This is a genomic window from Pseudomonas cistanchae, from assembly GCF_054483635.1.
The window spans coordinates 738,808-758,706 of the sequence record NZ_JBTLWN010000001.1 but is presented as its reverse complement, the minus strand read 5'-3'; the positions used below and the strand labels follow the sequence as shown (position 1 = coordinate 758,706).

Below are 19,899 nucleotides of genomic sequence, written 5' to 3'. Positions count from 1 at the left end.
CGGCAAGCCTCATACGACTGGCTAGAGAGACAAAGATGCGGATTGTAACAGCGAACGAATTACAAGGATGGCTCAGCCAAGGCGAGCTATTGGAAAAAGACAGCAACGGTCCCAAGGTGATTCGCTTGCCGGACTCCAGGATCGTTAAGATTTTCCGCAGCCGCCGCCTGTCCTTGATTGCTCGTTTGCGCCCCGACGCACGTCGCTTTGCAGAACGTGCCGAGCGCCTGCAGCAACTTGGCATCAAAACGCCGGTCATTGATGAGCTCTGCTGGATAGAGCGCGGCCAGTCAATCAGCGCGTGTTTGTATCATCCCTTGCAAGGCAACCCACTGGACAAGCTGTTTCATGCCTCCAATGCCGACTTCCAAGCCCTACTTCCGCATCTGGCCGGCTATATTCATCAGCTGCATCAGAAAGGCATCTATTTCCGCTCCCTGCACCTGGGCAATATCGTGCAGACGCCTGATGGGGGGTTCGGCCTCATCGACTTTCTCGACATTCGTTTCAAGAAGCGCCCCCTGGGACGCATGTTGATCCGGCGAAACTTTCAACACCTGCAGAACTATCTGCAACGCAGAAAAGTTCAGAACTTCCCATGGAGTGAGTTGATGCGGTGCTACGAAGAGGTCAGCAAGTCGTCCAGTTGATCCGGGGCGACATAAGGAAACAGCTCTCTGGGCAGCCGGCTTGCGCTGGACATGTTGAAGACTTTGAAGTGTTCGCCCACCACCCGCTTAGCCAAGAGCTCGAAGCTAGGCAAGATGTAATCGTCAAAGTCGTCATCCAGACGAGTGGGTAGAGCAGCTTCGCCTTGCTCATAGAAGCGCCCCGGCTGAGCGTTCAAATCAACTCCGACCAGAAATACCTTGGTAAACCCCAGATGATAAGCAAGCTGCAGCGCCGCAAAGGGTATGGTTCTGCCAATGAAGTAGCCCTTGCTCATATTCCGACTGAAGCCGATACGATTGGGCTTTTGTCGCAACAAGGAAAAATCACACTCGATATCAGGATCTTTCTGTGCCCGCCAGGCATAGCGTCGATCTGACAGCACGCGGCCGTTGATGGGCCGATTGGTCCGCTGCATAAGAAAAATGGAGTGATCATCGACCGCCTCAGAATCGTTCTGGAGTAGAACCTCAAGTGCTCCATAGCCCAACGCCGCATGCTGTGAGCGCTGTATGCCCTGACGTACCAGCGGCAGGCGCAGGCGAACGAAACCTCGATCATCACATAGATAGAACAGCGGACGAATCGACGAGTCGGCGAACCGCATGATCGACCCGTTCATTGCGATCATCGGGATGTGACCATAGCGCTCTACAGGAAAGGCACCTGCCGAGGGACCGGACGCAATGATGAAAACCGCGCCCGAATATTTGCCGCGACAGCTCTCGAACGGTCGTCCCCCATCCCAATAGGCCTCTAGCTGCTGCTCTATCGCGCCAGTTGAATCGTTTGCATTCATTGTTCGCGCCCCGCCTGGTCACGCCAGACAAGGCGTTGCGCGACCATACCCATGCTTAAAAAAACCGGCAGCCAAAGGCAGAACCACTCTTCGCGCGGTTTGACCCAGGGACCGACCCCGTCCGTAAACAAGGCGATACCGGCAAAACATATCAACGCACACAGCATTCGCCCCTCGGTGCTCGCACGCGCTTGCCAAGCATTCAAGAGAGTCTGCCCTTGCAATATCAGCCACGCCCCTAGACCAACCAGGCCTAAGGTCACAGCGATATGCAGATAGATGTTGTGGGCATGCTCGTAATACTTGTTCGACGATGGCACCAGCAAGCTGTATTCGGACGTAAAGCCCAGACCGCGCAAGGGTTGTTCAGCTACTAACCTCAGCGCCTGAGTGAAGAGCTCAGGCCGATAGGAAAATCCTCGCTGCAAGATCAGCTCTGGCCACATCACGAGTGCCGTGACACCCCCAAGTACGGATATCCCGAGGGCGATTAACAGCTGAGGACTGCGCTGCCATAACGATGCAACTAATAACGTGAATACCGCAGCTACCCAGGGCCCCTTGGACTGGCTGAGCAGCAGAAAGCCAAGTACGCCAGCGCAGGCGAACAGCCAGCAAAAACCTTGCATAACCATAGGCAGGCTTCGACGCATGTACAGGAGGATCACGCCCATGGCGCCGAACAGCTGCGCCGCCAGAATCGTGTGGTCGGCAACTCCGGTACCGGTCAGGCGCCGGTCCCAGGCTTTATCTTCCCAACCATAGAACCAGATGATACTTACCCAGGCGAGCATGCCTACTAGCCACCCGCTTAAAGCCAGGGTCCTTCGCATCAGCGGCAGATTGAGGCAAGCCAGCATTATCACGGCATTGGCCGCCAGGAAGATGTAGAGAAATATCTTCAACTCGCGGGCATCGAATTGCGCGGGCATCCATAGCGCGGAGATTCCAGACCAGAGCGCAAAGGCGAGCAACACCAAAGCCATGGGCTGAAGCCAGCCCCGCCGTACCAATGGGGTGAAAACCAAGGCCAGCAGGCCTGGGAGCCAGAACAGCAGTATCAGCAACTGGTGATACTGCTTGCTATCGGTAACCAGCAGCATGCCGACCAGCCACCACGCCAACCCCAAGGCCAGCCATTTCTCCAGCATCCCTCGCATGCCGATTGAACCAGTCAAAGCGATCTCCATTCAGGACGCACCATAACGAATTTGGCTCCATAGCCGACGCATTGCCTTTCGCGTCTTGAATTCATGCGCGCGCTCGACCAGCTCGATATCACTCATGTCCTGTAAACGCTGATACGCCAGGAGCGGTCGTACCAGCAGGCAGGTGACGTCGCGCTGCAACACCTCCGAGTAATACCAGTCGATGGGTAAGCCGGAGCCTTCGCACTCGCTTAAAATACGGTCATAGATACGCGCACTTATCAGGTAAGCGTGGCCAAGTCGGATACGGTCGGCCTTATCCACATTTGCCGAGAAACAACTTTTCCTGCCGCCCTTCTTGAAGGTGCCGCCCAGGTAAAGCATGTCCCATGTCTGGCCGACCAGCTGCGAAGCAACGCGGCGCAATACCGGCAACGCATATGGTTCAAGCTCACAGTCGTCCTCAAGAATCAGGACATAAGGCCAGCCTTGGCTTTTAGCTAGTCGAATGACACCCAAATGGCTCTGCATGCAGCCCCAGGTGGCACGCAGCTTCCCAGCCAAGCGCTCACTGTCCCCATCGACGCGCACCAGAAAGTCCCGAAGCGGTTGCAGTGCCGCTTGCTCGACAATCTCGACAGGCGGGCTAATTGCCGGAAAGCGCTGTGCCCCCTGGATACCAAAATGAGCGAACTGTTTTTGCATGGCCTCCCAGCGATCGGGCCGATGATCCAGATTGATCACGCACACATGCTCGAAAAAAGGCCACATCGCTGCGTCATCGCTCACACACGATGCTCCCATCGCTTTATGGGTTCAGAACGAACCGACAATACAGGCGCCAGTACAGACCTCATCAAGCCGTCGGGCAGCTGCGCGGTACGCAGTAGCGACTCGAGCGCCTCAATTGTACTTTCAAGGCCATGGATACCATTGGTTAGATGAAAGTCGGCAAACGCATTAGCCTGCGCCAAAGCCTCTGGCGACTTGCGTTCGATGTCCAATACGCGCTGCTCAAGATCCGTCAGGGTCTGGATCCGCTCACCGAAGAAAACTTCTTGCTGCAACACGTCGCTTTGCCCCCCAAGGTTTACACACAGGACAGGGCGACCCGCCAGTGCGGCCTCAATCACGGCATTGGAAACGATATTGATGACGAGCGACGCTCGAGCAAGCGCATCCGCCAAAGAACAATCACAATCCAACACGCTGACATTCGCGCTACGGCCGGCCACCTCCTGCCAGAACCTGACTTTGCTGCGCGGATGAGGCTTGATAAGAACCTGATACTCGGGGTGCTTTTGCACCCAGCTAGCCAGCAATTCATAGGTCTGCTGATACTCGCCTTCCTTTTCCTTGTCAGGCCCTACTCCAAGAATCAGCAGGGTCTTCTTGGTCACATCGGGGGCAGGCATCTGGTAACTCATATCGATCATGTGAGAACCCACGAGCACCGCCGTTGATTGACCAAAACGCAGGCTCCGCGCGCGCAGTGCATCGAGAGAACTCTGGCCGAACAGAAAGTAGAAATCGTAGTCATTCATGCCCAGACGACGCGAGCCTTCGACAGTCGTAGCGTGGGCCAGATGCACGAACAGACGCTGCCGCTGATTCAGCGAAAGACGCAAGAAGGGGCTGCACAGGCTGCCGTTACGGTCGTTGATCAGCACGCGAGGGTCGTGCCGCTGCACCAGCCACTCGGCATACGCCGCATAGCCAAGATAGCGCAGCGGAACGGGCTGCACAGGCCGCGCGACCAAACGCTTCGCGATAACCTGGCGTGGCTCCTCCTGGCCAGTTTCCACGAGGTGATAACCCCGCGCTCTGAGCGTCTCGATCAAACGCTTCTTGCGCTGCAACGGAATGACTTTCGGGGAGCCCTGCAGCAATAGAAAATCGCAGGGTTCAGCGATGACACGGTGATTTGCCATGGCCAGCCGAGCGCGGATGCCGAAGACCAGGTCCACGAGGGCATCACGCCCAAAGCGAATGACCGATCCAAGGAATCCATGGTGCTCGCGCAGCAATAGCCATCGGTACTGATCCAACGCCCGCGCTTTTCGCGCCCAGGCGCCTGGAGCAGGCAACTTGGGCTCAGCGACCTTCATGTCCACCCTCCACAACGGAGGCGAGCATCGGTAAAGCCCAGAATCGCCGACTGACCGCTGTATCGGAAAAGCGCTCTTTCAGTGCTGTCTGCATAGCCGCTGCGCAGGCTTGACGCTGTTGCTCGTCAACCAGAGCCAAGTGGCGCAGAGCCTGTGCAAGCGCCGCGTCATCCGCAAGCGGGAACAGCACACCGACACCCTCGACGACTTCGCGCGCGCCGCCACAGGCGGTTGCGATCAGTGGCACGCCAGCGGCCATGGCCTCCAGCAGCACCATGCCGAACGGCTCGTGATCGGAACTCAAGGCAAATACATCGAACGCCTTGAAATAACGCCTCGCCTCCGGCACCTGGCCGAGAAATAGCACCTGCGAGGCGACATCCAATTCCCTCGCAAGCGCCTTTAGCGTGCCTTCGAGCCGGCCGCTGCCCAGTATAGCCAGCACGCTATTTGCTGGCAGGTCCGGCAGTGCAGCGGCGAATCCACGAATCAGGGTCGCCTGGTCCTTGTCTGCATGCAGCCGACCCACGTTGCCTACAATCCAGGCCTGTGGTGGCAACCGCAGCGCCTCGCGGGCGGCATGGCGATCCACTTGCAGGGCGCGCACTTGCTCTACATCAATCCGGTTATGCAGCGCTTCGATGCGTTCGGCTGGCCAACTCGGCAGACAGCGGCGGATATCGTCGCGCACCGCCTCGGACACCCCCAACAAACTCAGGCGACGACGAAACGCCTGGGCGAACAAACGCCGCGGCCAGCGCTGGTAGACAGCAAAAGCGTGGCTCACCCCAATAATCGGCAAGGCGGTAGCCAGCGCCGCGATATAGAGCGGTTTGAACCGGTGTGCCAGGCACAAGACGAACGGCCGGGAGCGGGCGATGGCGCGCAGATCGCGGATCGCTCGCAGCTTCAGGCCGCGAATATCCTTGGAGCGATAATCGAGAAATAGCACCTCGTCGGAGGCGCAGCCGGAGACGACTTCAGGGGCAGGCGCGCCGGTCAGAAAAACCGTGAGCACCTTGTAGCGGGTTCCGGCGAACAGGCTGGCGTACTGACGGGCACAATCCAGAAAAGGCCCGTCATAACCATGGCAAAACTGCAGCACCCATGGCTGCTCGGCCGCGGTCGCCTCAGAGCTGCTCATACCAATCCTTGCCGTCCTTGACCACCAGGATTTCTTCCATGATCAGGTACTGCAGGTCGGAGCCGTAGAACATGTTCAGCGCGTCGGTGGGCGAGCAGATCATCGGCTCGCCACGCCGGTTGAGCGAAGTATTGAGCGACACGCCGTTACCGGTGAGTTTCTCCAGCTCGAGCATCATGTCGTAATAGCGCGGGTTGTACTCGCGCTTGAGCACCTGGGCGCGCGAGGTGCCGTCTTCGTGCACCACTTCGCTGACGCGGGTCTTCCACTCTTCATTGACTTCGAAGGTGAAGGTCATGAACGGGCTCGGGTGATCGACCTTGAGCATCTGCGGGCCGACGGTATCCAGCATCGACGGGCAAAAGGGGCGCCAGCGCTCGCGGAACTTGATCTGCTCGTTGATTCGGTCGGCGACGCCAGGAATGCTCGGGCAACCGATGATCGAACGGCCACCAAGGGCGCGTGGGCCGAACTCCATGCGGCCTTGGAACCAGGCCACCGGGTTGCCCTCAACCATGATCTTGGCGATGCGCTGCGGCATGTTATCGATCTGCTTGAATACCGGCTTGCTCGGGTGGCGGGCGCAGGCGGCGATCACGTCTTCGTTGGAGTAGGACGGGCCGAGGTAGACGTGTTCCATCTTCTCCACCGGCACGCCGCGCTGGTGCGAGACATAGGCAGCAGCGCCCACAGCGGTACCGGCGTCGCCGGAAGCCGGCTGGACGAACAGCTCCTGAACGTCATCGCGAGCGATGATCTTCTGGTTCAGTTTGACGTTCAGCGCACAGCCGCCAGCGAAGGCGATCTTGCCGGTTTCGCGGATGATGTCGCCTAGGTAGTGCTCCATCATCTGTAGCGCCAGCTTCTCGAACAGCGCCTGCATACTGGCCGCATAGTGAATATACGGGTCATCGGCGATGTCGCCCTGACGCTTCGGCCCCAACCACTCGATCAGCTTCTTGGAGAAATAAAAGCCTTTGCCGTTCTCTTTATAGCGGCGCAGGCCGATCACGTTGGCGTAGTCGGTATTGATGATCAGCTCACCGTTTTCGAACTTGGCCAATCGCGAGAAATCGTACTTGCTGGCATCGCCGTAAGGCGCCATGCCCATGACCTTGAACTCGCCGTCGAGCATCTCGAAACCGAGGAACTCGGTGATCGCACCGTACAGGCCACCCAGGGAATCCGGATCGTAGAATTCCTTGATCTTGTGAATCTTGCCGTTCTCGCCGTAGCCGAAGAAAGTGGTGGCGTACTCGCCCTTACCGTCGATGCCGAGGATCGCGGTTTTCTCGGTGAAGCCCGAACAGTGATAGGCGCTGGAGGCGTGAGCCAGGTGGTGCTCGACCGGCTCGATCTTGATCTTCTTCAGGTCGAAGCCAAGCTGCTGCAGGCACCACTGGATGTGCTTGTAATAGCGCTTGTAGCGCCGATTCCCCATCAGGATCGCGTCCAGCGCGCGGTCGGGTGCGTACCAGTAGCGCTTGGCATACTGCCAGCGGGCCTTCTCGAAGATGCTGATCGGGGCGAAGGGAATCGCCACCACATCGACGTCGCCCGGCTTGATTCCAGCTTGCTCCAGGCAGAACTTGGCGGACTCATAAGGCATGCGATTCTTCGCGTGCTTGTCGCGCACAAAGCGCTCTTCTTCGGCCGCCGCGATCAACTTGCCGTCGATGTACAGGGCGGCGGAAGGATCGTGACTGAGAGCGCCGGACAGGCCGAGAATGGTCAGTGCCACAAGTTTTGCCTCTATTGCTGGCGGGTGTCGGGCACCCGCGGTAGACGTTGGTTAAGCAACTGATACAGAGCCGATTCGGCCGGCCAGTTGCGCAAGAATCGCGCGCGGTCGCGGGCATAGGCCAGGGCGAAACTGCGAGCGCTATGGTGCTGCTGCATGGCGTCAAGATCGATCAACGACCAGCACGCTCGCGCCTCATCCCAGAGCAAGTTGTGCCCCTTGAAGTCACCGTGGCTGATGCGCTCGCGCAGCAAGGCGGCGAACAGGCGATCCAGCGCCAGCAGCTCAGCTTCAGGGGGCGATCCATGCAGGTGGCCTTGAAAGCGCGCGATTATATCCTGCCCACCGCAATATTCGGTAATCAGGTAGGCGCGCCCGCGCAGCCAGCACCAACGCCGCTCCAAAACGGCTAACGGCTGCGGTGTGGTGATACCGAGCACCTGCAAACGATGCCCCTCGATCCAGCTGTGCCAGGCTCGGCTCGGCCGCCAGAATCGTCGCAGCCAATGGGCGAAATGCTTGATATTGTAACGCTTGCCGACGAGCGACCTGTCGTCCAGCGCAATTCGCGCCACGGTCGCGGAGCCGCCATCCTTGAAGCGCTGGCCTTGCTCGATAACCCGGTCGATATCCACCAACACCGGTGCCAGCGCGTGCTGCTCCCGCCGGAGTATCACCTGCAAACCAAACGGGCCACTTACCGCACTGAACAAGCTGCAATCGCGCGCGACCTTGCGCAGGTAATCACGCAAGCGCCATTGACGGGTCCTGGCGATTTCCTTGAGCAGGGCCTCTAGCGGCAACGCATGCGCGCCGTTGGCCAGCAGGTAATGCACCAACAGCTCCTCCAGAAAAGGCTCGAGCTCGGCCGGCAGCTGCGCAAAGAAGACCCCGAGATTCGCCAACACCCGGCTTTTCGACAGGGGCTGCCCCGGCACTTCGGCCTGCACCCCACCGCCGTCAATGATGAACAGCTGGCCGCCATGCTGCATCAGGTTGTCCAGGTGCAGATCCGCCTGCCACAGGCCTTTGCCATGCAACTGGCCGATCAAGGTCAGCGCCTGCGCCAGCACGGTCTGCTGCGCCTCGGACAGCAGCGGTTGCTGTTCGACAGCGCGCCAACCGTCCCACAGGCTACTGGCGCTTTCCAGATAATCGAACAGCAACCACCCGCCCTCGCCGTCTCGCACCCCGTGGGCCAACAGCGGCGGTGTTGGCAGGCCCTGTTCAGCCAGCCAGCCAGCGCCCTGAAGCTCCCGCTCAAAGTGGCGGGCGGTCTTGTCGCCTACCAGCACCTTGGCGAGCACCTTGCGGCCGCGCCACTCGGCTACGCCCACATAACGCTGGCCGGGCAACACCCGCAATAACTGGGTGAGCACCAGCGTGGCGGGGCCGGCAGCATCCTCAAGATTCAGGTTCAGTGGCAGGTCAGGCTGACGACCTGCCTGCTTCAATTCAGCAAGCTCCAACGGCGAACTCCTTGCTGCGGCGGCGCGCGTCAAGGCGCAGGCGCCAACGCTCGATATCAGTGCCAATGGGCAAGTAGGCTGTCAGAAAATGACGCACCTCATCGTCACTCCAGGCGCAGGTACGCCGTAAAAACGGATCCAGGTCCTTGAGCCGATCGCGCTCACCCAGCAGCAGCGGGCGGGTCTTCTCCAGGTCGATCAACCTGGCGGCGTAACCGCCAGAGCTGCGCTGGAGAAATACGTGCTTGGGGTAGAAACAACCGTGCAACTGCCCGGCAGCATGCAGATTGCGCATCAGCTTCCCGCACGCCGTTACAATCTCGCCGCGCTCCACTCCAGGCAAGCGTGGCCAGCTCTCGAGTAAACCTTGTAGGTCACTCCAGCCATCCAGCGCTCGGGTCACTAAAACCGCCTGACGTTCAGTATTAATGCGCCTTTTGGCAAAAAACGCGGCCTCGAGCGAAGGGATACCCAACCGTTTGAAGCGCTGAATATTGCGAAACTCGCGGGCAAATGTGGGCTCGCCGAAGGGGCGCAGCACATTGCGGGTCAGGTGATTACTTTGCCGCTTGAGGTAGAACGCCTGCTCGCCAAGATCCAGGCGATAGACGCTGCTCCAGCCGCCGCGCTCGGTGTTGGGCTCGTCCACCGCTTCCAGCGTCAACGCCCACAACGCCTCGTAGCTGGCCAATCCATGGCGCTCGAGCAGGACGCGATCCTGCTCTGCGATGAAATCGCTCATTCCCTTCCCTCGAAAAATCCGACGATCCTGCGGACCTGTTGTTTATCGGCTTCCAGCAAACTGCTGCGCCCACAGTATTGCAGATAGAAGCGCAAACGCTGGCTGCGGGATAACGTGGACTTGGCGACCTTGTCGAGGCAGGCCAGGTCCTTGATGATGCGTCGACGCAGGAGCGGCCCGCTCCAGAACGCCCCGCTCGGGCAGTCGATGAAATACAGAACGCCCGCCTCATCCACCAGCAAGTTGCGCCACTTGAGGTCATTGTGGGCGAACCGGTGATCGTGCAACGCACGGGTGGCCTGGGCCAGTTGCTGACTGATGCTCCTCACCCAGGCGGCATCGCCAAAACGCGGATCTGCCGTCGCGGCCAGATGCGCCAGGTCTTTCGAGCCGACAATTTCCTGGGTGATCAGGGCGCCTCGGCGAAAGGCCCCGGCGTGACGTTCCAGGCCCCAGGCAACGATGGGCGCGGTCGCCACCCCCCAGCGCGCGAAGTGGCGAAGGTTCTGCCACTCAGCTTTTACCCGCGGCCGGCCAACGTATCGCCGCAGCCCTTTGCCTGCACCGACATAGCGCTTGACGTAATAGCCTATGCCGTCGATTTCGACGCGGATCACTTCCGAAAGCGGATCACGGGTCAATCGCTTGCCGACCAGCGCGAACACGGCATCCAGCGAACCAAACGCCTGTTGCAGATGGGGGTATGCAGCGGCAACCGTCCAGCCGCTCATCGCGCCGGCCCGCCACAGCATTGTCCGGATGGCACAAGCCACCCATGCGCGCTGATTGCACTCTCAATCTGAACGTTCCCGGCCCGTCTTCCCGCGCCGGTAATCAATTTCGACGCCCCAGTGCTTTGGGGATTCGCCATACGGGCACGAATGGCCGCCAGACGTAATCGCCCAGCCACTTGAATCGAATCAGCGGGCGCAGAACGGTATTCTTCTGATTGAACCCCGGCCGCCAGACGAACGCTTCGCGGCGGCGGGTGACGGTATAGGTGGCGATATCCATCATCGAGGCCAGGTGGCCGCCACCCGAGTCGTTGCTGATGACCAGAGACGCGGAAGCAAGGTAATCGATCAGGCCCGCGATATCGGCAAAGGCGTAAACCTTGAAGCCCGGCATGATGCGGGTGATGTACTCATGCTCATGCGGCATGCAGACAAATTCCACCCTCCAGCCCAGTGCCCGAATCCACCGCGCCAACCAAAGAAAACCGGTCAGCCAGTAGTTCTTGCTGGCATGGGGCGTGGTCGGAAAAATCACCACGGACCGCTCGCCCGACACCGCACGCACCTCCATCGGCATCGCACCTGGGGTTTCCGTCAAGCCAAATACCTTGCGCGCGTAGGCGTCGATGCAGTCGATCATGCTCAGACCGGAACGGGTGTCGGTGCAGAACGGCATGCTCGCCTGCGCATAGACCTGGCCTCGCACCACCACCTCACGGCCGCGCACGCCCGACTTGAGCGGTATCCGCTTCGACGTGACGAATGCCACATTGGTGAGCGCAGCGTGTGTCTCGGCCGTTTCGCCGTTGCTGTAAAACTTGCTGAAGAAGGCGAACACCAGATCGAAGCGTGCCGCAACCTGGGGCAGCGACTCGTCCTCACGCTCGACATTCAGCCAGCTGAAATGATGCCGCGCCGGGTAGAGGGTATTACTGAAAAACGAGACCCGCGCACCCGCTTGATGAAACCACAGGGCCAGCCGCAGATAGATCGTCACATCGCCCAGCGGCGTGGCTGAAATCACCGCAACGCTGAGCCCTTCGAAAGTCTTGTTCATGGTGCGTTTTCCACTGCAGCTAGGGACGCAGCTGCATCTATCTCGAGTGAATTCACAAGGCGCCGCCGTACCTGACTTTGCGCGCGTAGAGCTTCTCCGACTTACGCGTTAGTGCCTTCAGCAACTCGGCATGCTCGCCAAGCACGCGGCGCAAAGGCTGCTGAAAATAACGCTTCAGAAAGCGCAGCTTGTCCCGTTCGGTCAGGCCGATATCCATGGCTGAGAAATACAGCGCCGCCAGGTCCTTGTTACGCCAGCGTGGCGGCAGCACCGCATGAATCTGCGCGCGGTGCAGGTCGATGACCGACAGGCGAAACTCATCGGCCGTTACCGGTTTATCGGTGTGCAGCAAAAAATGACAGATGTAGCAGTCACGGTGATTCACTCCGGCGCGGTGCATGCGCCCAGTCATGCCGGCCACCTCGCGGATCAGCGCATGCTTCAGCGCCACCGGCGGTGGTGTGTCGGCCCAGTCGCGGCTGAAGTCTTCCAGGCTGATGGTTGGCGCCAGCTCCTCGGTGACGATGAAAGAATGCTGCGCCGCAGGATTGCGCCCACGTTCGCCGTAGGCAACCGCCGTCATGGTCGGCACAGCCACCGCCTGCAAGCGCTGGATCGCCAGCCACTCCTGGCGCGCACCGAGCACCGGCAGCTTCGCTGTGAGCAGATTCTTGAATATCTCGCGCCAGCCAATACCGCGGTGGATCTTGACGAAGTAACCACGCCCCGCGACCTCGGTGCGCAGGGTGCGCCGGCCTTCCAGTTCGCGGTACACCTGTCCCTGCAAGGCCTCGACTTGCGCGAAAGCGTCTTTGCCTGCCCACAGCGTTTTGAATGGCTCGCTCAACAGTAGCGTCATCGCGTTGCCCTTTTCTCGTGACCAGTTGCCGCCCTATAAGCCGTCACAACACCTGCCTTGACTGCTCCGCTCACGGGCGCTTCTCCGCCAGAATCACATCGGCCGCGCGCTGCGGCATGCTGTATAGATCAGCCGAATCGGCATAGGCCAGGCCGTTGCGCCCCCAGAAAGCGCGACGCTGGTCATCGGCGAGCATGTCGGCGAGAACGCGGTTGAGGCGTTCCTGCTCGAAAGGGCTGGGCAATACGCGCCCGGCATCGGCTTCGGCGATGTAATGGGCATAACCGCACACATCGGTGACCAACACCGGCAAACCGGAAACCAGCGCCTCAAGCAATACGGTGCCGGTGTTCTCGTTGTAGGCGGGATGAATCAGCAGATCGGCGCCCAGCAGAAAGCGCGGAATGTCGCTGCGCCCCTTGAGAATCTGCACCTGATCGGCGATGCCCAGCGCCTTGGCCTGCAACTGGAACGCACGCGGGTCGTCCTGACCGATGACGATCAGCCGAGAGCGTTGCTTCAGCTCGCGCGGCAAGGCGGCAAGGGCCTTGAGGCTGCGATCCAGGCCCTTGGTCTTGAAGCCCGAACCAATCTGTACCAGCAGCAGATCATCATCTGCGAGGGCGAACTCGCGGCGGAACTCGGCGCGAATCTCGGCGGCATTGGCCGGTGCTCGGCGATCGGCGGCAATGCCCGGCGGCAGCAGGTGAAAACGCTGCAGCGGGGTGTGGTAATGCTTGATGAACAGCGGCTGCTGCACTTCGGAAATCATCAGGATCTCGGTCTTGGCCTGCGGCCCGAACACCGCCCGCTCGTAACCGGCAAAATGCTTGTAGCGACCCCACTTGCGGTAGATCGGGTTGCGCAACGTCTGCGCCTTGTCTTCGAAACAGCCGTCGGCGGCGTAATAGAAGTCCAGCCCGGGCATCTTGTTGAAGCCAATCACCCGGTCCACGGGACGCTTGGCCAGGTCAGCCTCGACCCAGACGGTGAGTTTCTCGTTGCGCTTGTGGTTGAACAGCGCCTTGACCGGCACCACTACCACCTCGAAACCGGTCGGCACTTCGCCTTCCCAGATCGGTGTGTAGACACGAATGGCATGGCCGCGCGCCTGGCACTCAAGGGCGATACGCAGGAAGTCGCGCTGCAGGCCACCGAATGGAAAATATTTGTAGAGGATAAAAGCCAGCTGCATCAGGCGCGTCCTTCCGTCATGTAGCCCGGCTGCACGTCCGGGAAAAACCCCTGTATCGATATCACGCGTTGTCCTCGGCCAGCAGCAAGGCGTGCAGTTCGGTCATCACGCGTTGCGGCGGCAGCGAGTCGAAGCACGGCTTGTGGCGGTCGCCGAGGCCGGCATTCGGCCCGCTGGCGCAGAGGTGAATCTGCGAGCGGCCGTAGGCGCCGACGCGACCCGGCAGCGTAGGCCCGTAAAGGGAAATGGTCGGCACATCCAGCGCCGCGGCCAGGTGACCGAGACCGGTATCCACTGCCACGCAGGCACTGGCGCCCGCGATGACCTTGGCCAGGCCAGCCAGATTCAACCTGGGCAACACTGCGGCATTCTCCAGGCCGGCGGCGATCTGCTCCGCGCGGGCCTTTTCCACCTCATTGCCCCACGGCAGGCGAATCGCCCAGCCGAGCGCGCTCATCTGTTCCGCCAGCTCGCGCCAGTGGGCCTGCGGCCAGTGCTTGCTCGGCCAGGTGGTGCCATGCAGAAACAGCAGATAGGGCTGGGCGGCGGCATCGGCGAGCTGTGCCCGATTCAGACCATAGTCGCCGATACCCGTTGGCAGCGGGTAATTCAGTGCCTGGGCAAACAACTGACGCACCCGCTCCAGCGCATGCTGATCGCGCGCCACCGTGTAACGTCGGTCGTAAAAGCGACAGGCCATGGATTCGCGTGCCGAGTTGCGATCCAGCCCGGCGACCGGAGCTTGCGCATATCGGGTCAGCCAGGCGCTTTTCAGCAGGCCCTGGGCGTCGATTACCAGATCGTAGCGGGTGCCTTGCAGGCGCTGTTTGAAGCGCGCCCATTCGCCACTTTTCAGGGTGTGCCACAGCTGTTTGCGCCAGCGCCGGATCGCCACTGGAATCACCTGAGCCACGGCCGGGTGCCAGGCAGGTATCTCGGCGAAACCCTCTTCCACCACCCAGTCGAACTGGATGCCGGGGATTGCCCGCGCCGCATCGGTAAGCGCCGGCAAGGTGTGAATCACATCGCCAAGCGACGAGGTCTTGATCAGCAACACCCGCATCAATCGGCCTCGACCAGCTCAAGCGGATCGGCAATCAGGCGATCCAGCGCTTCAACCACTGGCCGCGGCTTCAGCTCGCGCAGGCAGTTGTAGTGCCCGAAGCGGCAGGTCCGGTCGAAGCACGGGCTGCACTCGATACCCAGGCGCACCACCTCCACCTGCTCCGCCAGCGGCGGGGTGAACTGCGGCGAGGTGGAACCATAGACGGCCACCAGCGGACGGTTAAGGGCCGCCGCTACGTGCATCAGCCCCGAGTCGTTGGAGACCACGGCGCCTGCACAGGACAGCAGATCGATCGCTTCGGCCAGACTGGTGGTGCCGCACAGGTTCACCGCTTCCTCACGCAAGCCGGGAATCAGGCGGGTGCGGATGTCCTCGGCGACGCCATGGTCGTTCTTCGAGCCGAACAGCCAGACCTGCCAGCCCGCGCGAATCTTCAATTCGGCAACCTTGGCGTAGTGCTCGCTCGGCCAGCGCTTGGATTCGCCGAACTCGGCGCCGGGACAGAGCGCCAGCACCGGCCGGTCCAGGCTCAGGCCGAACCTGGCCAGCGCGGCATCGCGGCTTTGCGGGTCGATCTGCAAGGACGGACGCGGGTAGGGCTGCGGCAGCGCGCTGCCCGGCTCGAAGGCCAGCGCCATAAAGCGCTCGATCATCAGCGGGTAACGCAGTTTATCGAGAATGCGGAGGTCGTTGAGCAGGCCGTAGCGCATTTCGCCCTTCCAGCCCGTGCGCTTGCGGATGCCGGCGAAAAACGGCACCAGCGCGGACTTCAACGAATTGGGCAGCAGGATGGCTTGATCGTACTGACCGGCCAGGGATTTGCCGATCCTGCGGCGAGTGGCCAGCCCCAGCATGCCATGGCCGAGCGGAAAGCTCAGGGCCTGACGGACTTCGGGCATGCGCTCGAGAATCGGCCGGCTCCATTCGGGCGCCAGCACATCGATCTCGCAACCGGGATGGCGCTGCTTGAGACATTGAAACAGCGTCTGCGCCATCACCATGTCACCGACCCAGCTGGGGCCTACGATCAGTATTTTCATGCCTATTCCAGAAACGACCAAGGAGGCTTTCGCCTCCCGGACAGACTCAACGCTCGACTATCAGCCTAGCCTGCACCACCGGATGGAACCCCACCCAGCACACGCGAGGGGGCTTATTTAACCAGGGTGCGCCACTCGGCGTGGGCAGCGGTTTTACCGGTCACCAGATCGAAATAGGCAGTTTGCAGTTTCTCGGTGACAGGGCCGCGTCGGCCTGCGCCGATCTGCCGGCCATCGACTTCGCGAATCGGTGTGACTTCGGCGGCGGTGCCAGTGAAGAAGGCCTCGTCGGCGATGTACACCTCGTCGCGGGTGATGCGCTTCTCGACCACCTGAAGGCCCTGTTCGGCAGCCAGAGTGAGAATGGTGTTGCGGGTGATGCCGTTGAGGCATGAGGTCACTTCCGGGGTGTAGACCACGCCGTTGCGCACCAGGAAGATGTTCTCGCCCGAGCCTTCGGCCACGTAGCCTTCGGTATCCAGCAGCATGGCCTCATCGGCGCCGCCGGAGATGGCTTCCTGCAGTGCCAGCATCGAGTTGATGTAGTTGCCGTTGGCCTTGGCGCGGGTCATCGAAATGTTGACGTGGTGGCGGGTGAAGGAGCTGGTGCGCACCTTGATGCCGACCTGCAGCGCTTCGTCGCCCATATAGGCGCCCCAGTTCCAGGCCGCGACTATCACCTGGGTCTTCAGACCGCTGGCGCGCAGCCCCATGGCTTCGGACCCGTAGAACACCATCGGCCGGATATAGGCACTTTCCAGGTTGTTCTCCCGCACGGCGGCGCGGGTGGCTTCGTTGATTTCGTCTTTGGAGAAGGGAATCTTCATGCCCATGATGTGGGCCGAATCGAACAGGCGGTCGGTGTGCGCTTGCAGGCGGAAAATTGCCGTGCCTTGCGGGGTGTTGTAGGCGCGCACGCCCTCGAATACGCCCATGCCGTAATGCAGGGTGTGAGTCAGCACATGGGTGGTCGCGTTGCGCCACGGCACCAGCTCGCCGTCATACCAAATCACGCCATCACGATCGGCCATCGACATAGTTGCCTGCTCCTCAAATTCGATTGGTAATGCATGGTACAGCCGGACCTCGAGCATCCGACTGGCAAAATTCAGTTCAACCCCAATTCGTGCCAGATGCGCAACACGCTACGCCGCTCGGCATGGAACTGGTCGCCGCGCACCACACCGGGTTGTTTTTGCAGCGCCTGGCGGTGGGCCGCCGAGCGGTAAGCCTTGTAGACCTCCTGCAACAGACGGGCGTCCTCGCCGGGCAACAGACCGGCCTGTTCGAGCCCCTGCAGAATGCGGATGTTATCGGTGAATTCCAGCAGCTGCGGATACTGTCGCGACCAGGCCAGGGCCGCGTATTGCACCATAAATTCAATATCGACGATACCACCGGCGTCCTGCTTCAGATCGAAGGGCGCAGTGGCTTCGAAGGCATTGGCCGCGGTGCCGGCAGCGGTTGTCTTGCTGCCCAGGTTGTCGCGCATCTTCGCGCGCATCTCGCTGACTTCGCCGCGCAGCGTGGCCAGATCGCGCTCGCGCCCGAGCACGGTTGCGCGCACCATTTCGAACGCCTTGCCCACCCGCTCGCAGCCGACCAGCACACGAGCGCGCACCAGGGCCTGGTGCTCCCAGGTCCAGGCTTCGTTTTCCTGATAGCGCTGAAACGCGCCGAGCGAGCTGACCAGCAGCCCTGCCGCGCCGGACGGACGCAGGCGCATGTCCACTTCGTAAAGCTGGCCGGAGTTGGTCTGCGCCGTGAGCAGGTGGATGATGCGCTGACCCAGGCGGTTGAAGAATTGCGCGCCGTCGATGGGCTTGGTGCCGTCGGTTTCGCCCTGGGGGTCGCCATCATGGATAAACACCAGATCCAGATCCGAGCCATGGCCCAGCTCGATACCGCCGACCTTGCCATACCCGACGATGACGAAATCCGGATCGCAGGGGCTGCCATCGGCCCGCCGCGGCGCGCCATGCTTGGCCACGGTCTGCCGCCAGGCCAGCGCCAGCACCTGATCGAGAATCGCCTCGGCCAGCCAGGTCAGGTAATCGCTGACGTTCATCAACGGCAGACTGCCGGCGATTTCCGAGGCTGCCACCCGCAAGCGGTGCGCCAGCTTGAAATGCCGCAGCGCCTCCATCTGCTGTTCCAGATCCTCCTCGGGAATGCGCATCAGGCGCTCGCGCAGCTCGGCGGCCAGCTCCGGCGCCAGCGGCGGCTTGAACAGCCGCCCCTCGTTGAGCAGTTCGTCAAGCAACAGGGGGAAGCGGGCAATTTGCTCGGCGATCCACGGGCTGGCCGCGCACAGGGTCAACAACCGCTGCAGGGCACCGGGGTTCTCGGTCAGCAGTACCAGGTAGGCCGAACGCCGCGCCACCGCTTCGATCAGCGGCAATACGCGCTCCAGTACCAGATCCGGGTCATCATGCTCCACCGCCTGCGCCAGCAGCCGCGGCATGAATGCATCGAGCCGCTCACGGCCGAGGCGCTGCATGGCGCGCACCTGGTTGCCATTGCGCAACCCGGCAAGGCGCTGCCAGGCGGCCTGGGGCTCGGCAAAACCGGCGTCGGCCAATTGCCGGCACGCGGCCGCCTCGTCCTGCACGTCTGCCCACAACGGCAACCACTCGCCGCCCACCACCTCATCGGCGGCCGTGTCGAGGTCTTCGTCGGGATCGGCGATCACCTGGCGGAAGTGCCAGTCAACACGACCGCGCCAGTGCATCAACCGCTCGTGAAACGCGTGCCAACTGTCGAAGCCCATGATAAAGGCGACCCGCGTACGATCCTGGTCGTTGTCCGGCAGCATCTGCGTTTGCCGGTCACCGATCGCCTGCAGCGCGTGCTCGGTGTAGCGCAAAAACTGATACCCCTCGCGCAACTCGTCGACCACCGCGGCCGGTAAATAGCCCTGTCCTTCGAGGGTTTTCAGCACGTTCAACAACGGCCGCTGCTGCAGGCTGAGGTCGCGTCCGCCGTGGATCAACTGGAAGGCCTGGGCGATGAATTCCACCTCACGAATGCCACCGGCACCGAGCTTGATGTTTTCGGCCATGCCTTTGCGCCGAACCTCCTGCTGGATCAGCTGCTTCATGGTGCGCAGCGCTTCGATGGCAGAAAAATCCAGGTAGCGCCGGTAGACGAACGGCCGCAGCATTTCCAGCAGATGGGCGCCCGCGACCTGGTCGCCGCCGACCACACGCGCTTTGATCATCGCGTAGCGTTCCCAATCGCGACCCTGGTCCTGGTAGTACTGCTCCAGCGCGTTGAAGCTGAACACCAGCGAGCCCGAGGAACCGTAGGGGCGCAAACGCATGTCGGTGCGGAAGACGAAGCCATCAACGGTGATCGCATCCAGCGCCTTGATCAGCTTCTGCCCGAGGCGGATGAAAAATTCCTGATTATCCAGAGGCCGCTTCACGCCATCGGTTTCACCGCCCTCGGGGTAACCGAAGATCAGGTCGATGTCCGAGGACAGGTTCAGCTCGTGGGCGCCCAGCTTGCCCATGCCGAGAATCACCATGTGCTGCGCTTCGCCGCTGCGCCGACCGAGCGGCGTGCCGAACTGCGAGCAGCACTGGGGATAGAGCCACTGGTATGCCAGGTCGATACAGGCATCGGCCAGGTCGGAAAGATCGCGGCAGGTTTCCACCAGATCCGCCTGCCGGCTGAGGTCGCGCCAGATGATGCGCACCTGATGACGGTTGCGAAAACGCCGCAGCTGTCGCCCCAGCCCGTCCTCGTCGGCGCACTCAGCCAGTTCCCCAGTGAGCTGCTCACGCAGTTCACCTGGGCGCAGCGAGCGCTCCAACGATCCCTCGCTTGCAAGATTCAGCAACAGGTGCGGATCACGCACGGCCTGTTCGCTGACAAAATCGCTGGCAGCGCATACCCGCCGGAAAACCTCGTGACGCTCGGCTGGCCAGGCGGCAAAGACGGCCGCCAAGTCGTCCTGCAACTCGATCAGCGCCGCCCGTAGCGACTGCTCAGCACGGCACGCGAGTGGGTCTAGGGTGGCGGGCAGGGAAGCGAGCGCGGGAAGGCTCATGGTCTATCCTTTTGGCGGGCTGCGCGTGTTCGAGGAGCGCCGGTCGAAAGTCACGACCCAGACAGTCCGCGAAC

General features: G+C 61.3%; 17 protein-coding genes. 1 reads left to right on the top strand and 16 read right to left on the bottom strand.

Annotated features, from left to right (window positions below; genetic code table 11):
* Positions 1–35: 35 nt before the first annotated feature.
* Positions 36–650 (top strand): BUD32 family EKC/KEOPS complex subunit, encoded by a 615-nt coding sequence (locus tag ACX0MV_RS03490; RefSeq protein WP_458981104.1) that lies wholly within the window; start codon positions 36–38, stop codon positions 648–650.
* On the opposite strand, the gene ACX0MV_RS03485 is transcribed toward ACX0MV_RS03490, so the two are convergent.
* From ACX0MV_RS03485 to glnE, 16 genes are all read right to left on the bottom strand, one after another.
* Positions 620–1,468, bottom strand: coding sequence for a lipopolysaccharide core biosynthesis protein (locus ACX0MV_RS03485; RefSeq protein ID WP_458981103.1), 849 nt, complete (start codon positions 1,466–1,468; stop codon positions 620–622). The two genes, ACX0MV_RS03490 and ACX0MV_RS03485, sit on opposite strands and share 31 nt — an antisense overlap.
* Positions 1,465–2,658, bottom strand: coding sequence for an O-antigen ligase family protein (locus ACX0MV_RS03480; RefSeq protein WP_458981102.1), 1,194 nt, complete (start codon positions 2,656–2,658; stop codon positions 1,465–1,467). Before ACX0MV_RS03480 ends, ACX0MV_RS03485 begins: the two co-directional genes overlap by 4 nt.
* A complete protein-coding gene (locus ACX0MV_RS03475; protein WP_458981101.1) occupies positions 2,659–3,405 on the bottom strand; it encodes a glycosyltransferase family 25 protein in 747 nt (248 codons plus the stop codon).
* On the bottom strand, positions 3,402–4,724 hold the full coding sequence (locus ACX0MV_RS03470; RefSeq protein ID WP_458981100.1) for a capsule biosynthesis protein: 1,323 nt from the start codon (positions 4,722–4,724) through the stop codon (positions 3,402–3,404). Before ACX0MV_RS03470 ends, ACX0MV_RS03475 begins: the two co-directional genes overlap by 4 nt.
* The gene (locus tag ACX0MV_RS03465; RefSeq protein WP_458981099.1) at positions 4,711–5,868 is read right to left on the bottom strand and encodes a glycosyltransferase; all 1,158 of its coding nucleotides are present in this window, start codon (positions 5,866–5,868) and stop codon (positions 4,711–4,713) included. Before ACX0MV_RS03465 ends, ACX0MV_RS03470 begins: the two co-directional genes overlap by 14 nt.
* Positions 5,855–7,609 (bottom strand): carbamoyltransferase family protein, encoded by a 1,755-nt coding sequence (locus ACX0MV_RS03460; RefSeq protein ID WP_458981098.1) that lies wholly within the window; start codon positions 7,607–7,609, stop codon positions 5,855–5,857. The genes ACX0MV_RS03465 and ACX0MV_RS03460 overlap by 14 nt, the downstream gene beginning before the upstream one ends.
* Positions 7,610–7,620: 11 nt before the next feature.
* Positions 7,621–9,078, bottom strand: a complete 1,458-nt coding sequence (locus tag ACX0MV_RS03455; RefSeq protein WP_458981097.1) for a lipopolysaccharide kinase InaA family protein — start codon at positions 9,076–9,078, stop codon at positions 7,621–7,623.
* Entirely contained in the window at positions 9,065–9,820 is a 756-nt protein-coding gene (locus tag ACX0MV_RS03450) for a lipopolysaccharide kinase InaA family protein (RefSeq protein ID WP_458981096.1), read from the bottom strand. Before ACX0MV_RS03450 ends, ACX0MV_RS03455 begins: the two co-directional genes overlap by 14 nt.
* Positions 9,817–10,551 (bottom strand): lipopolysaccharide kinase InaA family protein, encoded by a 735-nt coding sequence (locus ACX0MV_RS03445; RefSeq protein ID WP_458981095.1) that lies wholly within the window; start codon positions 10,549–10,551, stop codon positions 9,817–9,819. Before ACX0MV_RS03445 ends, ACX0MV_RS03450 begins: the two co-directional genes overlap by 4 nt.
* Before the next feature lie 103 nt (positions 10,552–10,654).
* Positions 10,655–11,611, bottom strand: a complete 957-nt coding sequence (locus ACX0MV_RS03440; protein ID WP_458981094.1) for a glycosyltransferase family 9 protein — start codon at positions 11,609–11,611, stop codon at positions 10,655–10,657.
* A gap of 52 nt (positions 11,612–11,663) precedes the next feature.
* Complete coding sequence (gene rfaP / locus ACX0MV_RS03435; RefSeq protein WP_458981093.1) at positions 11,664–12,470, bottom strand: lipopolysaccharide core heptose(I) kinase RfaP; 807 nt, start codon at positions 12,468–12,470, stop codon at positions 11,664–11,666.
* Between the two features lie 70 nt (positions 12,471–12,540).
* Positions 12,541–13,665, bottom strand: a complete 1,125-nt coding sequence (locus tag ACX0MV_RS03430) for a glycosyltransferase family 4 protein (protein ID WP_458981092.1) — start codon at positions 13,663–13,665, stop codon at positions 12,541–12,543.
* A gap of 61 nt (positions 13,666–13,726) precedes the next feature.
* A complete protein-coding gene (waaC, locus tag ACX0MV_RS03425; protein WP_458981091.1) occupies positions 13,727–14,728 on the bottom strand; it encodes a lipopolysaccharide heptosyltransferase I in 1,002 nt (333 codons plus the stop codon).
* Entirely contained in the window at positions 14,728–15,771 is a 1,044-nt protein-coding gene (gene waaF, locus ACX0MV_RS03420) for a lipopolysaccharide heptosyltransferase II (RefSeq protein WP_458981090.1), read from the bottom strand. Before waaF ends, waaC begins: the two co-directional genes overlap by 1 nt.
* Before the next feature lie 113 nt (positions 15,772–15,884).
* Positions 15,885–16,808, bottom strand: a complete 924-nt coding sequence (locus ACX0MV_RS03415) for a branched-chain amino acid transaminase (RefSeq protein WP_458981089.1) — start codon at positions 16,806–16,808, stop codon at positions 15,885–15,887.
* A 71-nt stretch (positions 16,809–16,879) separates the two neighbouring features.
* Entirely contained in the window at positions 16,880–19,825 is a 2,946-nt protein-coding gene (gene glnE / locus ACX0MV_RS03410; protein ID WP_458981088.1) for a bifunctional [glutamate--ammonia ligase]-adenylyl-L-tyrosine phosphorylase/[glutamate--ammonia-ligase] adenylyltransferase, read from the bottom strand.
* Between the last annotated feature and the right edge of the window lie 74 nt (positions 19,826–19,899).